Here is a 20097-nt window from a genome sequence, read left to right as displayed (position 1 = left end):
AAAGGGAAATTGTTGGAGTCAAATTATGAAAGTGGATCCACTGTCTATTGTGCTTGGCATAATTCTCGGAATCCTGTTTACCCTGGTCGCGCCGAGCAGGACGGATGTCGACGCCAAGTTTGAATACTGCATGGAGTTATACGAGAAGGAAAAGTCAAAGACCGAAGCAAAATATATCTGCAGGCGGCTGATTTTGAAGGGCGATGATTGAGTGGATTGACGCTCGGCAAGCGCAGCCTGCTTGTTCCCAATCCTCTAGATTTATCAGGAGAACTCAGTGGTGAGCAGCGAAGAGAAGATTTCAGGGTGGCTCATCATTGCCTATTCTTCGTTTATGGTGCTAATGCTGAGCGCTGCTTTTTCAGTATTTTTCGGCAGTTTTACCGAGGTGGTTGTTAACGCCCCGAATAGCCTGTTTGGCATATATGGTACGGTTCTACTGTTCTTTATTTTGATCAATCTGTTAGGTGTGATTGCGGGCATCCTGGTCGTTATGGGGAAAAATTATGCTTCAAGACTGGCGCTGCCATTTTCAATTGTCAGCATACTGAATGTCCCGGTTGGGACAGTTGTCGGTGGATTTTACATCTGGCAGTACATGCGAAAGCCTTGACAAATTAACGCGTTTTGCGCGAAAAAGCACGGGCCGGGCAGGCTTCGCCTGCCGGTTATGGCAACCTTAGATTTTTTCTTGGCGAATCCGAAATGAACCACGTCGAACCAGCTTCCCGATTCGAAGCAAAACTGCTTCGCCCTGCGAAATCCGGTAGTGATGCCTCCTGGGCGTTCGTGGTTTTGCCGAAGCATGCGAGTGAAAAACTGCCGCGGCGAGGAAGAACGACTGTGGAAGGCACCATCAATGGCTTTCGTTTCCAGGCTACGCTCGAGCCGGATGGCCAATTGAGCCACTGGTTACAGGTGGGCAGGGAGCTTCAGGAAGCCGCGGGCGCGGACGTCGGCGACATGGTGGCGTTAGAAATCAGGCCTGTGGAGAAAGAGCCCGAGCCGGAGATTCCCGCCGACTTGCAGGAAGCCCTGGCGGCAGCGCCCGAGGCGAGCGCCGTTTGGGACGCTACCACCACCATCGCGCGCCTCGACTGGATACATTGGATTACGTCGGCCAAGCAATCCAAGACGCGGGCAAAACGGATTGGCGACGCCTGCGATATGCTCGCCAGCGGAAAGAAGCGCGTCTGCTGTTTCGACCAGTCGGGCTACTACAGCAAGGCCTTCCGCGCGCCCGAGGCGGCGGATTGATCAAGCCGGGCATGGCGTTGACAGCGCCCTGTCAGCGGCTGTGATGACCAGGCTTCTCTACTTCTCTACTTCTCTACTTCTCTACTTCTCTACTTCTCTGCTTCTCAGCGCCGTCTTCAAACTAACCAGCCTCAATCACCTGCGCCGTTAGTCAATCGATCCAGGCGCAGCCGCTCGCGCCCGTCGAACAGCCGGCGCGCGCAGATGGCGACCGCGGCGAAGGTGCCGAAGCCGGTGCCGGCGGCGATGGTGAACATGATCAGTATCTGGTATTTCACCGCCAGCGCCGGCGGGCTGCCGGCGAGTATCTGGCCGGTCATCATGCCCGGCAGGGAGACGATACCGGCCGCGGCCATGGAATTGATAATCGGCATCAGCCCGGCGCGCATCGCATCGCGGCGGAAATCACCGCAGGCCTGCTGCCAGGGCTCGCCCAGCATCAGCCGGTTTTCAATAATTGCGCGTGAACGCCGGGCGCTCTCGGTGAGCCGGTCCAGGGCGAGCGCCACGCCGGTCATGGTGTTGCCGAGCAGCATGCCCAGCAGCGGAATTGCGTACTGCGGCCTGTACCAGGGCTCCGGGCCTATCACCGCGACCAGTGTCAGCACGGTGACGCTGAAGGCGGAAATAAACATGGACGTGGTGCCGATGGCGAAGCTCCAGCCGCCGCGCAGCCGGTGCTTCTGCCGCGCGACCACTTCGCGTCCGGCGAGCAGCAGCATCGCAACACCCATCAGCGCCACCCAGTGCAGGCTGCCTATGGCGAACAGTACCTCCAGCACCATGCCGATCAGCGCCAGCTGGATCGCGGTGCGCGCCGCCGCCACCAGCAGCGACTTGCTTACTTCGAGGCGCGCGGCGTGGGTACAGGCGGCCAGTGCCAGTACCAGGGAGGCGGCGAGGGCCAGCTGCCACCAGGACAGCTCGATGGCGCTCATCCCCGCAGCTCCCGTTCCACCAGCTGCGAGCCCTCGATATGGAAGTGCCGCTTGGCAACCCGGCGGATCTGCTCTTTGTCGTGCGCCACCCAGAGCACCGGGCACTGGTGTTCGCGAATCACCGACTGCAGCCACTTTTCCACATGCCGGCTGGTCTTTTCGTCCAGGTTGGCAGTGGGTTCGTCCAGCAGCAGCGCCTGCGGTTCGCGGGACAGGGCCCGCACCAGGGCCAGGCGCTGCCGTTCGCCGGAAGACAGCCGGTCTATCGACCAGTCGGTGGTGTCTTCATTGAACCCCAGCGCGCGCAGCGCCTCCGGCATGGGTTTGTGCAGGTGCTCGCCGACGCTGCCGAACCACCAGGCGCTCTCCGTCGGCACCATCATTACTGCGCGCCGCCAGCGGTGGCCAGGCACCGAGACCTGTTCCATATCGCCGAGGCGCACTGTGCCGCCATGGGGCTCCAGGTCCGCAATCGCCCGCAGCAGCCGGCTCTTGCCGGCACCGGAGGGGCCGGACAGGCAGACGATCTCCCCCGCGGCTACGGTCAACCCGACATTTTCCATGGTGCCTGCCGAGACCTTGTCGAGTGTGAGGTCCGTCACGGTGATTCTCCGTTGTTCTGCCGGTGCCGAATGAGTGCTACTATAGTAGCACTTTGCGGATTTGCGGGAGATTGAGATGAAGGCCGAACTGGTGACAACCCTCAAGAGACAGGCCACCCGGATTCTGGCGGAACTCCATGAAACTAAGGAGGCTGTGCTGATCACTGAACACGGTGAGCCCTCCGCCTACCTGGTGGACGTGGAGGATTACGAGTTTATGCAGCGCCGTCTGATGCTACTGGAGGCCTTGGCCAGGGGCGAGCGCGCAGTGCTGGAGCAGAAAACATTCACCCATGCGGAGGCCAGGGAGCGCATGCAGAAATGGCTCAAATAATCTGGACTGAGCCAGCTCTGGATCAGCTAAATGAAATTGCTGAATACATCGCCCTCGACAAGCCAGCGGCGGCGAGCGGGCTTGTCGAGAGGGTGTTTGCGAGCGCGGACCGCCTGGAGCAATTCGCCGACTCCGGGCGCCAGCCTCCGGAATTGCCGGATTCCATATATCGGGAAGTAATTTGCAACCCCTGTAGGATTTTCTACCGGCATGACGAGGGGCGGGTAATGATCATCCATGTGATGCGGGATGAAAGACAGCTACGGAAATACCTCCTTGAAGACTGAGTGCTTTCGCCATCGCGCCTCTCTTCACCTTTGAACAGTCCGGCAATCGCCGCCATAATCCGCTCCTTCCGAACAGAATAACGAGAGCTGTATGACCGACACCTCCGTCTATGAGGCCACCGAGCGCCTGCCGCTGAAGGAGTACACCGAGAAGGCGTACCTGGACTACTCCATGTACGTGATTCTGGACCGCGCCCTGCCGAATATCGGCGACGGTCTGAAACCGGTGCAGCGGCGCATCGTCTATGCGATGAGCGAGCTGGGGCTCAAGAACACCGCCAAGCACAAGAAGTCCGCGCGCACCGTCGGCGACGTGATCGGTAAGTACCACCCGCACGGCGACAGCGCCGTCTACGAGGCGATGGTGCTGATGGCGCAGCCGTTCAGCTACCGCTACCCGCTGATCGACGGGCAGGGCAACTGGGGCTCGCCGGACGACCCGAAATCCTTTGCCGCCATGCGTTACACCGAGTCGCGCATGGGCAAATACTCCGAGGTGCTGCTGTCCGAGCTGGGGCAGGGCACCGTGGACTGGCAGCCGAACTTCGACGGCACCATGGACGAGCCGGCGGTGCTGCCTTCAAGGGTGCCGAACATCCTGCTGAACGGCACCACCGGCATCGCCGTCGGCATGGCCACCGACATACCGCCGCACAATCTGCGCGAAGTGGTCAACGCCACCGTGGCGCTGCTGGAAAACCCCAAGGCCACCGTGACTGAGCTGTGCGAGTACATCCAGGGCCCGGATATGCCGACCGAGGCGGAGATCATCACGCCGCGGGCCGAGATCCAGAAGGTCTACGAGACGGGCCGCGGTTCGGTGAAGATGCGCGCACTCTGGAGCAAGGAGGACGGCGATATCGTCATCACCGCGCTGCCCTACCAGACCAGCGGCGCCAAGGTGCTGGAGCAGATAGCGGCGCAGATGCAGGCCAAGAAGCTGCCGATGGTGGCGGATCTGCGCGACGAGTCCGACCACGAGAACCCGACGCGCCTGGTCATAGTGCCGAAATCCAACCGCGTGGACATGGATGCGGTGATGAACCACCTGTTCGCCACCACGGATCTCGAGCGCAGCTACCGCATCAACATGAACATGATCGGTATCGACGGCCGCCCGCAGGTCAAGTCGCTGGACCGGATCCTCGGCGAGTGGCTGAGCTTCCGCACCGTTACCACAAGACGCCGCCTGCAGTTCCGCCTCGACAAGGTCGAGCGGCGCCTGCACTTATTGGCGGGCCTTTTGATCGCCTTCCTCAACATCGATGAGGTGATCGAGATCATCCGCACCCAGGACGAGCCGAAGCAGGCCCTGATGGACCGCTTCGAGCTGACCGACGTGCAGGCGGAATATATCCTCGATACCAAACTGCGCCAGTTGGCGCGCCTCGAGGAGATGAAGATACGCGGCGAGCAGGCGGAGCTGGAGAAAGAGCGCGACATGCTGACCAAGACCCTGGACAGCGCGCGCCGCCTGAAGAACCTGATCAAGAAGGAGCTGCTGGAAGCGGCGGACGAGTTCGGCGACGAGCGCCGCTCGCCGATCGTCGCGCGCGAGGAGGCCAGGGCCTTCAGCGAGGCGGAACTGCTGACCTCCGACCCCATCACCGTCGTGCTGTCGGACAAGGGCTGGATCCGCGCCGCCAAGGGCCACGATATAGACCCGACCGCACTCAGCTACAAGGCCGGCGACGGCTTCAAGTTCGCCGCCCGCGGCAAGAGCAACCAGCCGGCGCTGCTGCTGGACAGCACCGGCCGCAGCTATGCGATCGCGTCGCACGCGCTGCCGTCCGCGCGCGGCCAGGGCGAGCCTCTGTCCGGCCGCATCAACCCGCCCTCCGGCGCCACTTTCGAGGGGCTGTTGATGGGCGCCGACGACCAGCGCGTGCTGCTGGCCAGTGATGCCGGCTACGGCTTTATCGCCAGACTGGCGGACCTGCAGTCACGCAACAAGGCGGGCAAGGCGATGCTGTCTCTGCCGAAGGGCGCGCGGGTGCTGCCGCCCTGCGTGGTGGAGAATCCACAGGAGGCGCTGCTGGCCGCGGTGACCAGCGAGGGCCGCATGCTGGTGTTCCCGGTGTCGGAGTTGCCGGAATTGGCCAAGGGCAAGGGCAACAAGATCATCAATATCCCCTCGGCCCGCGCCGCCAGCCGGGAGGAGATAGTGGTCGGTGTCGCGGTGCTCGAGGGCAATGCCCAGCTGGTCATCCACGCCGGCAAGCGCCACACCAGGATCAAGATCGCCGAACTAGACCACTACCACGGCGAGCGCGGCCGCCGCGGCAACAAGCTGCCGCGGGGCTTCCAGAAGGTGGACAGGATAGAGGTGGTTTAAATAAATGCGGAATGCGGAATGATGAATGCGGAATACGCGATTAAGCATCGTGTATTCCGCTGGAGCGGGGGCCGCGCCCGAGCTTCGGAAGGGGCGGTTTGACGGCTAGGCCCAGGCGGCAAACGCTGTTCCGCATTCCGCATTCCGCATTCCGCATTCCGCATTCCGCATTCCGCATTCCGCATTCCGCATTCCGCATTCCGCATTCCGCATTCCGCATTCCGCATTCCGCATTCCGCATTCATGAGGCGCGTCCCTGCGCCTCACCCGCTTCGCGGGCAGCCCCGGGCGGGCAGCCTTCGGCTGTGCAAATCTGCTCCCGGCAGATTTGTCCGCATTTCTCCCGCATTGCGCTTATTGTAAGCATGCTTATAATAAGCGCCCTTCAAAGGGGGAGCCATGTCCGTCAAATCCATACCAGTCAAAGACAGTGCCGCTCAGATGAGCTTCGAGCTGCACAGTGCCGCGCGCTTGCTGCGGCGCAACTTCGACCGCCGCGCCAAGTCGCACGGTCTCAGCCGTTCGCGCTGGCAGGTGCTGTGGCACCTGGCCAAGGAGGAGGGCCAGAAGCAGGCGGAGCTGGCGGAGCGCATGGACGTGGCACCCATCAGCCTGGCCCGGCAGGTCGACAAGCTGCAGGAAGAGGGCCTGGTGGAGCGCCGCCCGGATCCGGGTGACCGGCGCTGTTTCCGCATCTATCTCACCCCGGCGGCGGAGCCCGCCCTGGAGACGCTGCGCGATCTGGCGCAGCAGGCCCGCACCCAGGCGCTGGCCGGCTTTTCGGCGACGGAAGTGCAGCAGTTGCAGGGGCTGCTGGAGCGGCTGCGGGAAAACCTGACCCGCGAGGAGGCCTGACATGAGAGGGGAGAGCGTGAAGGAAAAACTGGGGCAAGTAACCGCAAAAGTTTCCGCCCGTCGTCTGGGCTTCCTCGCCGGTATCCTCGCCGCCGTGGCGGTGGCCGGCTGGTGCCTGTTCGGCGGCGGCAGCATCGTCGAGACCGAGAACGCCTATATCAAGGCGGACAAGATTTCCCTGGCGCCGGAGGTCAGTGGCGTGGTGGTGCAGGTTATGGTCCGCGCCAACGAGGCGGTGACCAAGGGCCAGCCGCTGGTGCAGCTGGACCCGACCCCCTTCGAACTGGCGGTGGCCGAGGCGGAGGGGCACCTGGGGCAGGTGCGCAACGAACTGCTGGCGCGCCGCGCGGAATACGCCGAGGCGGACGCTGCGCTGCAGCAGGCGCGCCAGGACGCCGACTTCTACCGCCGCCAGCTGGAGCGCAACGAGAAGCTCGGCAAGGTGGCGGTGTCGGAAGCGCAGCTGGACGAGGCGCGCCAGCAGATGGAGCGGGCCAAGGCGCAGATCGCCATCAACACCGAGAAGCTCTCCAGCCTGCGCGCCGAGCTGGGTGGCAACCCGGAGATACCGCTGGAGGATCAGGCCGACCTGAAGGTGGCCCAGGCGCAGCTGGACAGGGCGCGCTATCAGCTGTCCCGCACCCGTTTGGTGGCGCCGGCGGACGGTGTGATTGCCAATACCGTGCCGCAGGCGGGCGAGATGGCGCCGGCCGGTATCGGTCTGATCAGTATGCTCGGCGCCGACGGCATCTGGGTCGAGGCCAACCTGAAGGAAACGGAGCTGGCGCAGGTGCGCGCCGGCCAGCAGGCCGAGGTCACCCTGGACGCCTATCCGCAATTTAAATGGCAGGCGCAGGTGGACAGCCTGAGCCCCGCCAGCGGCAGCGAGTTCGCACTGATTCCGCCGCAGAACGCCAGCGGCAACTGGGTCAAGGTGGTGCAGCGGGTGCCGGTGCGCCTGCGCCTGCTGCCGGCCAAGGACGCGCCCGCGCTGCGCGCCGGCATGAGTGCCAGGGTGCGCATCGATACCAGCGAGGACGACAAACTGGTGGCCGCGCGCGCGACCGGCGGCGAGGCCGGCCGCGTCGTCCTGGCGCCGTGAGTGTGACGGCATGACGGCAGACCCCGTGACAGACGGGCGCAGAAAGATGATCACGGTCAGTATCATGCTGGCCACGATCATCCAGGTGCTGGACACCACCATCGCCAACGTGGCCCTGCCCCATATGCAGGGCAGCCTCGGCGCCGGCGGCGACCAGATCACCTGGGTGCTGACCTCCTATATCGTCGCCGCGGCGATCATGACCTTGCCGGTGGGCTATCTGTCCCAGCGCTTCGGCCGCCGCAAGCTGTTCCTCTGGTCGGTGGCCGGCTTTACCGTGACCTCGATGCTGTGCGGCCAGGCCGGCAGCCTCAACGAAATGATCTTCTGGCGCCTGATGCAGGGGGTGTTCGGCGCCGCGCTGGTGCCGCTGTCCCAGGCCACGCTGCTGGATACCTATCCGCGCGAGAAGCACGCCTCGGCCATGAGTATCTGGGGCGTGGGGGTGATGATCGGGCCGATTCTGGGGCCGACCCTGGGCGGCTGGCTGACCGAGTACTACTCCTGGCGCTGGGTGTTCTATATCAACCTGCCGTTCGGCATCCTGTCGCTGATCGGCATCTATCTCTATGTGCCGGAAGGCGAGACACGCAAGACCCGCTTCGATGCCCTCGGTTTCGGCCTGCTGGCGCTGGCGGTGGGCGCGCTGCAGATGCTGCTGGACCGCGGCGAGCAGGTGCACTGGTTCGAGTCGCTGGAGATACAGCTGTACGCCATCGCCGCGGTACTCGGGCTCTACCTGTTCGTGGTGCACTCGCTGACGACCAGGAATCCCTTCCTGTCGCCGGGCCTGTTCCGCGATCGCAACTATGTGTCCGGGCTGGCGTTCATCTTCGTGGTGGGCATAGTGCTGCTGGCCACCATGGCGCTGCTGCCGTCCTATTTGCAGCAGTGGAAGGACTACCCGGTGGTGACCACCGGCCTGGTGCTGATGCCGCGCGGGCTGGGGGTGATGGCGGCGATGATGCTGGTCGGCAGGCTGCTGCGCACCGTCGACGCCCGCGTGCTGATCTTCGCCGGCATGCTGGCGGTGAGCCTGTCCCTGCACCTGATGGCCGGCTTCAACCTGCAGGTCAGCCGCGGCGCGCTGGTGTGGACCGGCATACTGCAGGGCGTGGGGCTGGGGTTGGTGTTCGTGCCAATTTCGACCCTCGCCTACGCGACACTGCCGGCGCCGCTGCGCGGCGAGGCCACGGCCCTGTTCAGCCTGTCGCGCAACCTGGGCAGCAGCATCGGCGTGTCCATCGTGATGGCGGTGCTGACCCGCAACCTGTGGATCAACCAGCAGCAGCTCGGCGAGCGGCTGCAGCTGACGCCGGATCTGCTCGCGGGTTCGCCGGCTGCGGGGGAGCTGGGTGCGCTGCCGCTGAATGTGTTCCACGAACTGTCGCGGCAGGCGGCGGAGATCGCCTATATGAACGATTTCCAGCTGCTGATGTGGATCAATCTGGCGGCGATACCGCTGGTGTTTCTGTTGTCGAATCCGGGGAATAAAACGGAAGTGATAGCCTAACGTAGGATCGGCGGGGCGGATGGCCGCCCCGCCGATCCTACAGTGGGATTTCGGGGCTGTTAATTGACTCTGTGCCAGGTCTGGGTGCGGTAGAAGAAGCCCAGATAGCCGCGCACCTTCAGCTGGTTGCCCTCGAGCCAGAACTTGCAGTCGTAGATCTTGCCCTTGGTGGGGTCGAGAATCTGGCCGCCCTCGTAGATATCGCCGTTCTTCACCATACCGGTGATCACATCCATGCCGACAATCCGCTGCCCCTTGCGGTCGCCGGGGCACTTGTCGCAGATGGTGTCGTCGGGCTTCATCAGCAGGTCCACCACGCGGCCGTAGTATTTGCCGCCCTTCTGGTAGATCTCCACGATGGATTTCGGCTGGCCGGTCTCGTCATCGATGGTGCGCCACTTGCCCAGTACGTCCGCAGCGCTGGCCTGCAGGGCAAACAGCAGGCAGCAGGCTGCCAGCAGCAGGTTTCTCATCATCTCCAGTTACCCCTTGTTGAGTCTGTGACCCGGATGTTACACCAAGTCATACAGAGCGGCAGGAATCTATTTCCAGTGTAGCCCTGGCGTGAGAATTTTGTTTTAGATTTGTCGCTAAGAGGAGCAGCTGACGGGCATATGCTTGCCGGACTCCGGCGGCGCCACCGCCCAGGTCTCGTGTTCCGGGTGCTCCTCGAAGGGCGACTGCAGCAGTTCGACCATCGTCTGCAGCGGCCGGTAGTCGCCGGCGCCGGCGGCGTCGATGACTCTCTGCGCCAGATAGTTGCGCAGCACGAACTTGGGGTTGGCGGCGAGCATGGCGCGGTTGCGCGCGCGGGAGTCGCTGTCCTCCCGCGCCAGGCGCTGGTCGTAGTGGTCGAGCCAGTGGTCGAGCGCGTCCTGCTGCGCCGGTGGCAGCAGTGCCCGCAGGGCGGCCGGCGGCCGCTCGCCGCGGTAGTGGGCCAGGGCGCGGAAGAACAGTGTGTAGTCGGCGCTGGCATCCGCCAGCAGCTGCAGCAGGTCGGCGCACAGTTGCTGGTCGCCGTCCTCCGCCGCAGCCAGCCCCAGCTTGCGGCGCATCTGCGCGGCGTACTCGTCGACCAAGCGCGGCTGGAATTCCTCCAGGCAGTCGCGCAGCGCCTCGACACTGACGAAGGCGGAAAAGGCGTGGGCCAGCGCGTTCAGGTTCCACAGCACCACGCCCGGCTGCTGCTCGAAAGCGTAGCGGCCGGTGTGGTCCGAGTGGTTGCAGATAAACGCGGGCTCGTAGTCGTCGAGAAAGCCGTAGGGACCGTAGTCGAAGGTGTCGCCGATGATTGACATATTGTCGGTGTTCAGCACGCCATGGGCGAAGCCCACCGCCTGCCAGCCCGCCACCAGCTCCGCGCTCCTGCGCGTCGCGAAGCGCAGCAGTGCCTCCGCCTGTTCGCTGACCGGCAGTGCCTCGGCATCGGGCACGAAGCGCCGGCAGATAAACTCGGTCAGTTTCTGCAGCGCCTGTAACTGTTTCGTGTAGAAGAAATACTCGAAGTGTCCGAAGCGCACATGGGTCTCGGCGACGCGGATCAGCATGGCACCGCTTTCAATCTGTTCGCGCACCACCGGCTCGTCGCTGCCGACGATACACAGGGCGCGGGTACTCCTGATACCGAGACCGGCCAGCGCCTCGCCGGCGAGATATTCGCGGATGGTGGAGCGCAGTACCGCGCGGCCGTCGCCGAAGCGGGAATAGGGCGTCTTGCCGGCGCCTTTCAGGTGCAGCTCCCAGCGCTTGCCGGCGTGATCGATTTCGCCGAGCAGCAGTGCGCGGCCGTCGCCCAGGTCCGGGTTGTAGACGCCGAACTGGTGACCGGTGTATTTCATCGCGAAGGGGCGGCTGCCGTGAAAGCGCTTTTTGCCACAGCCGAGCTGTGCCCAGTCGGGGTTGTGCGCCTCGCTCTTGTTGATGCCCAGCAGTTGCAGCACGGCGGGGTTGACGTGAATCAGCCGCGGGTGCTCGAACGGCGTCGGATCTATGCGGGTGCCGAAGGCGTCGCCGAGATCGGTGTAGTGGTGGCTGAGGGTGACTTCGCTGAGTTTCATAGATATTTATTGTAGGGGGTTCCATTGTGGGAGCCTGCCGCGCCGCGGATCGATGCAGACCTTAGACAGCATCCAGCCTGAAGCGCTGCGACTGGGACTGCCAGTGCTCCATCTCCTGATGGAGCAGGTCCTCGATGGCGGGGTGCTGGTCCAGCCAGTCCTGCGCGACGCGCAGGCGGTAGTCGTCGTCCTTTGTGGTCAATTGCAGGCCGGCGATGGCGCGGTCGGTGTGGTCGCGGTGGATGATGCAGGCCAGGCGCAGGCACAGCAGCAGGTCCGGATTGGGGTGGAAGCCGTAGTGCTCCCGCGGCGGTTTGATGCGGCCGCGCTGGTTTCTGACCAGGTGGGCCAGGTTCTCCTGTTCCGTTTTTGAGAAGCCCGCCATATCCGCCTGCTCGATCATATAGGCGCCGAGCTTGCGGAAGTTGCTGTGGGACAGCGCCAGCCCGATCTGGTGCAGCTGCGCCGCCCAGCGCAGCCGCTGTCGCTCCTCGGCGCCAGTCTTCGGCCGCAACTGAGCCAACAATTCGAGGGCCGTGTCGCCGACGCGCCGCGCCTGCGCCGCGTTTACTTTGCCGCCCTGCATCATCGCGGCGACGGTGTCGGCGCGCCGGTCGCCACCGTGGAGGCGCCCGGCCAGGTCGTGGACTATGCCCTCGCGAATCGCGTAGGGCGACACCTGCATGCTCTGGATATCCAGTTCGCAGAAGATGGCGTGCAGTATCGCCAGGCCGGCGGCGAATACCGGGCGCCGCTCCTCGTCCAGATTGGGCAGCTTCAGGTCCGCGATATGTTTGGCGCCGGCCACCTTTTCCGCCAGCCGGTCGATGTCCTTGCGCTTGATCTCCGTCAGCTCGCCGTCGTTCAGCACGCGCGCCACCGCCTTGATGGTGCCGGAGCAGCCGACCACTTCGGCATTTTCCGCCAGATGCTGCAGCTCCTGCAGTTCGGCGCGCGCGGCGCGGCGGGCTCGGTTGAAATGATTGACGGTGTTCTCGGTGATGAGTCCGTCGGCAAAGAAACGCTTGCTGAAGGACACACAGCCCATGTACAGGCTCTGCAGCTGCTGTGGTGTCTCGTGTCCGCGCACCAGTTCGGTGGAGCCGCCGCCGATATCGACCACGCAACGCAGTCGCGGCGGGCCGTCGGCCGCGGCCATGGCGCCGCTGTAGATCAGGCGCGCCTCCTCGATACCGCTGATGATCTCGATCGGGGCGCCGAGAATGGCTTCGGCGGTCTCCAGGAAGCCGTCCGCATTGCTGGCGGCGCGCAGCGTGTTGGTGCCCACGACGCGGATATGATCCACCGGCAGTTCCGTCAGCACCGGGCGGAAGCGGTGCAGGGAGGCGAGCGCCCGCTCGGCAATCGCCGGGTCGAGATTGCGCGCCTCGTCCAGGCCCTCGGCCAGGCGCACCATGGCGCGGTCGGTATGCAGGCGCACCATGCGCTGGTCGCGAAACTCCGCCAGCAGCAGGTGAAAGCTGTTCGAGCCCAGGTCCAGGGCGGCGTAGCGTTCGCTGTCTGGCACTAATTGTTCCCTGTCAAAAAACTGTCATTTTAATGTAGCAAACTGCTCTACTATTTAATGCCGCCGTCTCGAAAGGCCGGCGGACGCGCAGAGATCCGCAAGGACGTAAAGCAGTCTGTACATGCCTAATAATACGCCCGTATATCCTAAAGAGCTAAGTTGGCTCTCATTTAACGAACGCGTGCTCCAGGAAGTGGAGGACGAGAGCGTGCCCATCATCGAGCGGGTGCGCTTCCTGGGGATCTTCTCCAATAACCTGGACGAATTCTACCGCGTGCGCGTGGCCGACGTGCGCCGCCTGGCCTCCTTTGCCAGGGGTGCGGAACCGAAGGAGCAATTCGCCGAACTGCTCTCAGCCATCAACGAAAAAGTCATGCGCCTGAATCGGCGCTCCCATGCGGCCTATACCAAGGTGCTGTCGGATCTGGACAGGCACAGTATTCACCTGGTCAACGAGTCGCAGCTGGACGACCGGCAGCGAAGTTTCGTCGTGGACTATTTCCACCGCGAGGTGCTGCCGGAACTGGAGCCGTTTTTTATCGACGATCGCGACACCATGCCGCTGCTGAACGAGGCGAGTATTTACTTCGCGATCTACCTGCAGCTGGAGGATGGCTCCGAGCGCTTCGCCGCCCTGGAGATCCCCACGGATACCCTGCCGCGTTTCGTCGTGATACCGCCGCGGCAGGGTAAGAAAGAAAAGGTCTATATCGTCCTCGACAATATCATTCGCGCCTGTCTGGCGGAGGTGTTCCGCTATGTGCTGCCGATCGCCAGGGCGCAGGCCTATATGTTCAAGATCAGTCGCGACGCGGAGCTGGAGCTGGGCGAACATATCACGCAGAACATCGTCGACAAGGTGGCCAAGTCGCTGAAGAAACGCAAGCAGGCGGAGCCGGTGCGCATGGCCTACGACGCGCAGATGCCGGAAGTGCTGCTCAACCTGGTGAAGAAAAAGCTGAAAATGGGGCGCTACGACAGCTTTACCCCGGGTGGGCGTTACCACAATTCCAAGGATTTCATGAGTTTTCCCGCCGATTCCGCGCGCGACTGCTACAAGTCTCTGACTCCGCTGGCGACACTGCCGGAAAATGAGAGTGTGTTCAACCTGCTGCGCGCCGGCGACCAGCTGTACTACTACCCCTATCACGACTTCCGCGCGATAACGAACCTGCTGATCTCCGCCGCGATCGATCCACAGGTCAAGGAAATCCGCATCAATCTCTACCGGGTGGCGAAGAACTCCCGCGTGGTCGCGGCGCTGGTCAATGCGGTGCGCAACAACAAGAAGGTCATCGCGGTGGTGGAATTGCAGGCGCGCTTTGACGAGCTGGCGAATATTCACTGGTCCAACGAGCTGCGCGATGCCGGCGTCAATGTGATCTACGGTGTGCCCGGCCTCAAAGTGCACTGCAAGCTGATATCCATCGTGCGCAAGGAGGAGGGCGAGGAGCGCTTCTACAGCCACCTGGGTACCGGCAATTTCAACGAGAATACGGCGCGCGTCTACTGCGACTTCAGCCTGCTGACCAGTGACCAGGAGTTGGGGCGGGACGCCTACAATGTTTTCGAGTTTATCCAGTACCCCCACCTGCGGCCGGATTACCGGCATATCGCCGTGTCGCCCTATACCAACCGCCCGGCACTGTTGCGGGCGATAGAGCGGGAAATCAGCGCGGCCAGGGCCGGCAAGAGAGCGGAGCTCTTCTTCAAGTGCAATAACCTGGTGGACAGCGAACTGATCGAACACCTGTACCAAGCCAGCGCCGCCGGTGTGAAGGTGCGCATCATCGTGCGCAGCATGTGCGCGCTGGTGTGCCAGACCCCGGGTCTGTCCGACAATATCCAGGTGATCAGCCTGGTGGACAAGTATCTGGAGCACGCGCGGGTCTATATATTCCACAACGGCGGCGAGGAGCGGATGTGGATGTCTTCCGCCGACCTGATGACGCGCAACCTGGATCACCGCGTCGAAGTGACCTTTCCGATCACCGATGCCGAACACAAGAAGACGGTGACACAAATCATGGAGCTGCAGTGGAGTGACAACCAGAAGGCGCGGGTGCTGGATGCGGAGCAGAGCAACACGCGCATCGCCCGGAACGCCGACAAAGGCTGTCGCGCGCAGGACGCGATCTATCGGCTCTTGAAGAGGCAGTCATAGGGTGCGCCGCGCGCACCATTTGGACTCCATCGAACTATCGGGCCTAATTGGTGCGCATGGCGCACCCTACCCGCTCACCGCCGGCTGAAGCCCACCAGCTGGCCGCGACTGAAGGAAAAGCGGTAGCGCTCGCCGACCTTGAGTTGCTTCTGGCACTGGGATTGGATGGTGATGCGGGGAAACTGCGGTGTGACTACCCAGGTACTGAAATCGTTGCCCGGGCCGCGGCCGATCAGCCAGTAGTGATCGCCCTGATCGCAGGTGCCTCTTTTCATGCAGTTGTCGAAGCCCCAGACATAGGCGTTGACGTCATACTGCGCCGGCGTATTGTAGGCCTCGCGAAAGGGGTGTTCCGAATCGTCGGTAAAGGCGAAGAGATCGTCGAACTTCACCCGGCGGAAGCCCCGTGCCGGGGTCGTGCAGCTGACGGTATGGAGTTTGGCGGTGACACGCGCATGGGGGCCGGACTTGCCTTTGCCGGGCGCCTCCAGCTCACTGGGCAGGTAGCCGCAGCCAGCCGTGGCCGCCAGCGCGAACGCGCCGATAGTCGCCGCCAAGCCAAACAAACGCACTCGCCACACCTCACGCTCACGGATCCCTTCTTCCACTATAGTCGCAAAATGGTCGCAAACGCCCCGGATTACGGCGTTGGTGGCGGTGGCGGACTGCGCAGGGGCCGAACCGACAGCGCCGGATCGTCAGCGCCTGGCCGCACCGGTGGAGCGGCGTTTGAAGCGCCACTTGCGCCGGTAGGGGAAGGCGCTCTCGATATGCCCGGCGCGGATACGCTCCTGCAGTCGCTGCCAGTAGCGGTAGTCGTAGAGATCGCTGTGCTGGTCCTCGAACGCCTTGCGCGCGGTGGGATTGCCGGAGAAGAACAGGCGGAACTCCTCCGGAAACACATCCATTTCATCGACCGTATACCAGGGCCTGTCCGACAGCTCCTGCTCGGCGGTGCGCGCCTCGGGGATCGCGCGGAAGTTGCAGTCGGTCAGCGGGCACAGCTCGTCGTAGTCGTAGAAGACCACGCGCCCGTGGCGGGTGACACCGAAGTTTTTCAGCAGCATGTCGCCGGGGAAAATATTGGCCGCTGCCAGCTGTTTGATGGCATTGCCGTACTCCTCCATCGCCTCGCGCGTCTCCTCGTCGCTGGCGTTCTGCAGGTAGAGATTCAGCGGCTCCATGCGCCGCTCCACATACAGGTGCTTGATGATCACCCACTTGTCGTCTATGTGCAGCTTGGACGGCGCCAGTTCCTGCAACTCCCGCAGCAGCTCGTCGCTGAAGCGATTGCGGTAGAAAATAAAATTGGTGTACTCCTGGGTGTCCGCCATGCGCCCGACGCGGTCGGAGCGGGACACGAATTTGTACTTCTCGCGCACTATCTCCTCGGTGACGGTTTTCGGCCGGTCGAACTTGTCCTTGATCACCTTGAACACCACCGGATAGGACGGCAGCGTGAAAACGCTCATGACCATGCCCTTGATGCCCGGCGCAATGATGAACTTGTCGTTGCTCACCTTCATATGCGCGAGGATATGGCGGTAGAACTCGGTCTTGCCGTGCTTGTGGAAACCGATGGAGTTGTACAGCTCGGAGCGCTCCTTCAGCGGCATGATGGTGGACAGGAAGCGCACGAAGCGCGACGGTATCGGCGCGTCCACCATGAAATAGGAGCGGGTGAAACTGAAAATGATGCTGGCGGAGTCGTTGCTGTAGAGCACCGTGTCGACGAAGATGCCGCCGCGGCCGTTGTTCAGGCAGGGCAGGATCAGCGGGATCACCTCGCCGCCGAACATCATGCGTCCCACCAGGTAGGCGGCCTTGTTGCGGTAGAACACCGACTCGAGCATGTCCACGCGCAGGTTCTTTATATTTTCCAGGCCGGCCAGTGGCGTGGCGCGCAGCGCCGCGCAAATATGCTCAATATCACGCTGCTGGTTTTCCCAGGGCACCGAGAAGCCGTAGTCGTTGAGGATGTCCTCGATCATGTACTCGAGGCCGTCGCGCGCGCTGTAGCTGATATAGATGCTGTAGTCCCGCAGTGGCTTGTCGTCCGGGGTGCGCGAGGGTTTTACGAAGAGGTTGCTGTCGTGGATATGGGCGTGCTGGAACTGGCTGCAGAATACCGAGTTGAAAAACGTCTCGGCAATTTCGTAGTTGCTGTGGTTGGCGATCAGCTGCGCATAGGTGGCGCGCGCCTCGCGCCACAGCGCCAGCATGCTGGTGTCCTTGCTGGTCACCGTGTGCACCAACTTGAGCACCTGGTTGACCTTGGTCTTGTAGATGTCGATGCGTTCCTTGTTGGCCTGGTGTACCCCCTGCCAGGCCGCGGTCTCGAAACGCGCCTTGGCGCCGAGTGTGATGTTCTGGAAGTCGGCGAAGTAGGCATCAAAGCCATTGAGAATGGTCTTGGCGATGCGGCGCGCGGTCGGTGAGTGATTGGTCATGCACTAGACTTTGGTTCTGGAAAGCGGTTTCTGCCTTACTGTAGGAGCGGCCCATGGCCGCGATCGATCTCTGGTTTTCCCCAGGATCCGATCGCGGCCATGGGCCGCTCCTACAATGGAAGCTAAGCCGATAGTAGCACGGTGCGCCGGAGCATCCCTTGAACGATTGGATCAGCAGCTTTGTCTTTTTCTTCGCGGTGATTGATCCGGTCGGCACGCTGCCGGTGTTTATCGCCGTCACCGCCCGCCACGCCGATTGGCAGAAGCGCAAGATAGCGATACTGGCGGTGGCAGTGGCCACCGGCATCCTGTTGTTCTTCCTGCTCGCCGGCCAGTACCTGCTGGAGACCATCGGCGTGCCGCTGTCGGCCTTCCAGGTGGCCGGCGGTGTGGTTCTGTTCCTGTTCGCGCTGACGATGATCTTCGGCGAGGGCAAGCCGGAGCAGGAAATGGAGATCGTGCAGGAGGGGCACGAGACGGCCATCTTCCCGCTGGCAGTGCCGTCCATCGCCTCGCCCGGCGCCATGCTGGCGGCGGTGGTGCTGACCGACAATTACCGCTTCGACCCCATCCACCAGTTCCGCACCGCCAGCGCAATGCTGGCGGTGCTGGGCATAGTGCTGCTGCTGCTCCTCGCCGCCAACTGGATCTTCCGCTGGATCGGCAATGCCGGCGCCAGTATCGTCAGCCGGGTGATGGGCCTGATCCTCGCCTCGGTGGCGACCACCAATGTGCTGCTGGGCATCCAGCAGTTCTTCACTGTGTGAATGTCATCTGCTGTTAAACCCGTATTTGGTACCAGTGACCTGGCCGCAGCGCATTGCCGTTGCGGGCCGTGGCTGTAGAATCGAGGGACTCTGAAGTCGCGGATATCGCTGGAAAGGGAACACGGGCGTTGCATCACAATATCACTCTGATCACCACCATTTCCGTTGCCCTCGGGCTGGCGTTGATCCTCGGCTTTGCCGCGGTGCGCCTGCGTCTGCCGGCGCTGGTCGGCTACCTGATCGCCGGTGTACTGATCGGCCCGGCCACGCCGGGATTCGTAGCAGACGTAGAACTCTCCCAGCAGCTGGCGGAAATCGGCGTGATATTGCTGATGTTCGGCGTGGGGCTGCATTTTTCCATCGACGACCTGATGTCGGTGCGCCGCATCGCGATCGTCGGCGCCCTGGCTCAAATTGTCGTGGCCACCGCGCTCGGTGCTTCCGTGGCAAGTTACTGGGGCTGGTCCCCGGGCGCTTCGCTGGTATTCGGACTGGCGCTGTCGGTGGCGAGCACAGTCGTTCTGTTGCGCGCCTTGGAGGCGCGCGGCCTGCTCGACTCCATCAACGGCCGCATCGCCGTCGGTTGGCTGCTGGTGGAAGATCTGGTTATGGTGCTGGCACTGGTGGTATTGCCGCCGCTGGCCGGCTGGCTCGGCGGCAGCGGCACTCCCCAGGCCGATACCGACCTGTTGACCACAGTGCTGTCCACCTTCAGTAAGGTGGCCGTATTCGTGATGTTGATGCTGCTGGTGGGTCGACGACTTTTCCCCTGGCTGCTGTGGCAGATCGCGCGCACGGGCTCGCGGGAGCTGTTCACCCTGAGTGTGATTGCCACCGCCATGGGTATCGCCTTCAGCGCCTCGATGGTATTCGGCGTCTCCTTTGCGCTCGGCGCCTTTTTCGCGGGCATGGTACTGCGCGAATCAGCGCTCAGCCATCGCGCCGCCGACGAGTCATTGCCGCTGCGCGACGCCTTCGCGGTGCTGTTCTTCGTGTCTGTGGGCATGTTGTTCGACCCGATGATGCTGGTGGACGAGCCGCTGCGGGTATTGGCGGTGCTGGCGATCATCATGCTGGGCAAGACGCTCGCCGCCTTTGTGCTGGTCCTGCTGTTCCGCTATCCGCTCAATACCGCACTCACCGTATCGGCCAGTCTGGCGCAGATCGGTGAATTCTCGTTTATCCTCGCGGGCCTCGGTGTGACTCTCGGGTTACTGCCAATCGAAGGGCAGAACCTGATTCTGGCCGGCGCCCTGATCTCTATCGCGCTCAATCCGCTCCTGTTCAATGCGATCGAACCGCTTAGGCGCTGGATAGTTTCCCGTTCAAAGCTGGCGCGCAGGATGGAGAGGCCCGCCGATCCACTGGCCGAACTGCCGCTATCGACGGATCTGCGTCGATTGACCGGGCATGTGGTGGTCGTGGGCTATGGGCGGGTCGGCTCGCGCATCGGCGAGGCCCTGATGGCGCAGGGGGTACATATAGTGGTGGCAGAGCAGAGCCGCGAGCTTGTCGAGCAGCTGCGCGCGCGGGGTATTGCTGCGGTTTCCGGCGATGCGGCGGAGCCCGATGTCCTGATCCAGGCGCATGTTGCGCGTGCGCGAATACTGGTGATCGCCATACCGGACAGTATCCGCGCGCGGCGGATGATGGAGACGGCGCGGCTGCTCAAGCCCGGTATAGCAACCGTTGTGCGAGCGCACTGTGATGAGGACGCGGCCCTGCTCGGCAGGGAAGGGGCCGGCCGGGTGTTTATGGGGGAGCACGAACTCGCCCAGGGCATGACCCGCTATGCGCTGGAATGTCTGGATAAGGAAACCGTGCACTCGGGAATCGGATAGACCGCTGACGTTCCGATACGGCTTGAGATAACCCGGCACTGTCGCGGCGACGGCTTTGTGGCTAGTA

19 protein-coding genes are annotated in these 20097 nt (G+C 62.9%); 12 read left to right on the top strand and 7 right to left on the bottom strand.

The features are described from left to right. The first annotated feature begins 25 nt into the window (after positions 1-25). The 3 genes from RRF64_RS09200 to RRF64_RS09190 all read left to right on the top strand — a co-directional run bounded on the left by RRF64_RS09200 (position 26) and on the right by RRF64_RS09190 (position 1257). Positions 26-211, top strand: a complete 186-nt coding sequence (locus RRF64_RS09200) for a hypothetical protein (protein ID WP_323845543.1) — start codon at positions 26-28, stop codon at positions 209-211. Between the two features lie 69 nt (positions 212-280). Further along, positions 281-613 carry a hypothetical protein gene (locus RRF64_RS09195; protein WP_323845542.1) on the top strand — a complete coding sequence of 111 codons (333 nt, stop codon included), beginning with the start codon at positions 281-283 and terminating at the stop codon, positions 611-613. 92 nt (positions 614-705) lie between these two features. Then, on the top strand, positions 706-1257 hold the full coding sequence (locus tag RRF64_RS09190) for a YdeI/OmpD-associated family protein (RefSeq protein WP_323845541.1): 552 nt from the start codon (positions 706-708) through the stop codon (positions 1255-1257). Between the two features lie 131 nt (positions 1258-1388). Here the strand turns inward: RRF64_RS09190 and RRF64_RS09185 are convergent, their stop codons facing one another. Together RRF64_RS09185 and RRF64_RS09180 are read right to left on the bottom strand one after the other, a co-directional pair. Then, positions 1389-2195 carry an ABC transporter permease gene (locus RRF64_RS09185; protein WP_323845540.1) on the bottom strand — a complete coding sequence of 269 codons (807 nt, stop codon included), beginning with the start codon at positions 2193-2195 and terminating at the stop codon, positions 1389-1391. Next, positions 2192-2797, bottom strand: a complete 606-nt coding sequence (locus RRF64_RS09180; RefSeq protein WP_323845539.1) for an ABC transporter ATP-binding protein — start codon at positions 2795-2797, stop codon at positions 2192-2194. Before RRF64_RS09180 ends, RRF64_RS09185 begins: the two co-directional genes overlap by 4 nt. Positions 2798-2873: 76 nt before the next feature. Here RRF64_RS09180 and RRF64_RS09175 point away from each other — a divergent pair, with 76 nt between their 5' ends. From RRF64_RS09175 to RRF64_RS09150, 6 genes are all read left to right on the top strand, one after another. Then, a complete protein-coding gene (locus RRF64_RS09175) occupies positions 2874-3131 on the top strand; it encodes a type II toxin-antitoxin system Phd/YefM family antitoxin (RefSeq protein WP_323845538.1) in 258 nt (85 codons plus the stop codon). Next, the gene (locus tag RRF64_RS09170) at positions 3119-3418 is read left to right on the top strand and encodes a type II toxin-antitoxin system RelE/ParE family toxin (protein WP_323845537.1); all 300 of its coding nucleotides are present in this window, start codon (positions 3119-3121) and stop codon (positions 3416-3418) included. The genes RRF64_RS09175 and RRF64_RS09170 overlap by 13 nt, the downstream gene beginning before the upstream one ends. A gap of 91 nt (positions 3419-3509) precedes the next feature. Beyond that, the gene (parC, locus tag RRF64_RS09165; protein ID WP_323845536.1) at positions 3510-5753 is read left to right on the top strand and encodes a DNA topoisomerase IV subunit A; all 2244 of its coding nucleotides are present in this window, start codon (positions 3510-3512) and stop codon (positions 5751-5753) included. 399 nt (positions 5754-6152) lie between these two features. After that, positions 6153-6608, top strand: a complete 456-nt coding sequence (locus RRF64_RS09160; RefSeq protein WP_323845535.1) for a MarR family winged helix-turn-helix transcriptional regulator — start codon at positions 6153-6155, stop codon at positions 6606-6608. A gap of 1 nt (position 6609) precedes the next feature. Then, the gene (locus tag RRF64_RS09155; RefSeq protein WP_323845534.1) at positions 6610-7710 is read left to right on the top strand and encodes an HlyD family secretion protein; all 1101 of its coding nucleotides are present in this window, start codon (positions 6610-6612) and stop codon (positions 7708-7710) included. Between the two features lie 10 nt (positions 7711-7720). Beyond that, positions 7721-9223: a DHA2 family efflux MFS transporter permease subunit gene (locus RRF64_RS09150; protein ID WP_323845533.1), complete on the top strand. Its 1503-nt coding sequence runs from the start codon at positions 7721-7723 to the stop codon at positions 9221-9223. A 59-nt stretch (positions 9224-9282) separates the two neighbouring features. Here RRF64_RS09150 and RRF64_RS09145 read toward each other — a convergent pair whose 3' ends face one another. The 3 genes from RRF64_RS09145 to RRF64_RS09135 all read right to left on the bottom strand — a co-directional run bounded on the left by RRF64_RS09145 (position 9283) and on the right by RRF64_RS09135 (position 12808). Continuing rightward, the gene (locus RRF64_RS09145; RefSeq protein WP_323845532.1) at positions 9283-9699 is read right to left on the bottom strand and encodes a DUF2147 domain-containing protein; all 417 of its coding nucleotides are present in this window, start codon (positions 9697-9699) and stop codon (positions 9283-9285) included. A 114-nt stretch (positions 9700-9813) separates the two neighbouring features. Further along, the gene (locus RRF64_RS09140; RefSeq protein ID WP_323845531.1) at positions 9814-11280 is read right to left on the bottom strand and encodes a protein adenylyltransferase SelO; all 1467 of its coding nucleotides are present in this window, start codon (positions 11278-11280) and stop codon (positions 9814-9816) included. A gap of 61 nt (positions 11281-11341) precedes the next feature. Continuing rightward, on the bottom strand, positions 11342-12808 hold the full coding sequence (locus RRF64_RS09135) for a Ppx/GppA phosphatase family protein (RefSeq protein ID WP_323845530.1): 1467 nt from the start codon (positions 12806-12808) through the stop codon (positions 11342-11344). Positions 12809-12929: 121 nt separating this feature from the next. Here RRF64_RS09135 and ppk1 point away from each other — a divergent pair, with 121 nt between their 5' ends. Further along, positions 12930-14972 (top strand): polyphosphate kinase 1, encoded by a 2043-nt coding sequence (gene ppk1, locus RRF64_RS09130; RefSeq protein ID WP_323845529.1) that lies wholly within the window; start codon positions 12930-12932, stop codon positions 14970-14972. A 74-nt stretch (positions 14973-15046) separates the two neighbouring features. Here ppk1 and RRF64_RS09125 read toward each other — a convergent pair whose 3' ends face one another. Both RRF64_RS09125 and aceK read right to left on the bottom strand, forming a co-directional pair. Continuing rightward, positions 15047-15544 (bottom strand): hypothetical protein, encoded by a 498-nt coding sequence (locus tag RRF64_RS09125; protein WP_323845528.1) that lies wholly within the window; start codon positions 15542-15544, stop codon positions 15047-15049. A gap of 126 nt (positions 15545-15670) precedes the next feature. Further along, positions 15671-17422, bottom strand: a complete 1752-nt coding sequence (gene aceK / locus RRF64_RS09120; protein ID WP_323845527.1) for a bifunctional isocitrate dehydrogenase kinase/phosphatase — start codon at positions 17420-17422, stop codon at positions 15671-15673. Positions 17423-17580: 158 nt separating this feature from the next. On the opposite strand from aceK, the gene RRF64_RS09115 reads away from it, so the two are divergent. Together RRF64_RS09115 and RRF64_RS09110 are read left to right on the top strand one after the other, a co-directional pair. After that, positions 17581-18189 (top strand): MarC family protein, encoded by a 609-nt coding sequence (locus tag RRF64_RS09115; RefSeq protein WP_323845526.1) that lies wholly within the window; start codon positions 17581-17583, stop codon positions 18187-18189. Positions 18190-18317: 128 nt separating this feature from the next. After that, a complete protein-coding gene (locus RRF64_RS09110) occupies positions 18318-20030 on the top strand; it encodes a cation:proton antiporter domain-containing protein (RefSeq protein ID WP_323845525.1) in 1713 nt (570 codons plus the stop codon). The last annotated feature ends 67 nt before the right edge of the window (positions 20031-20097 follow it).

The sequence above is a fragment of the Microbulbifer magnicolonia genome (assembly GCF_035117725.1).
Lineage (GTDB): Bacteria > Pseudomonadota > Gammaproteobacteria > Pseudomonadales > Cellvibrionaceae > Microbulbifer > Microbulbifer magnicolonia.
Note: the sequence above shows the minus strand (reverse complement) of the source record. Positions and strands in the feature narration are given on the sequence as shown.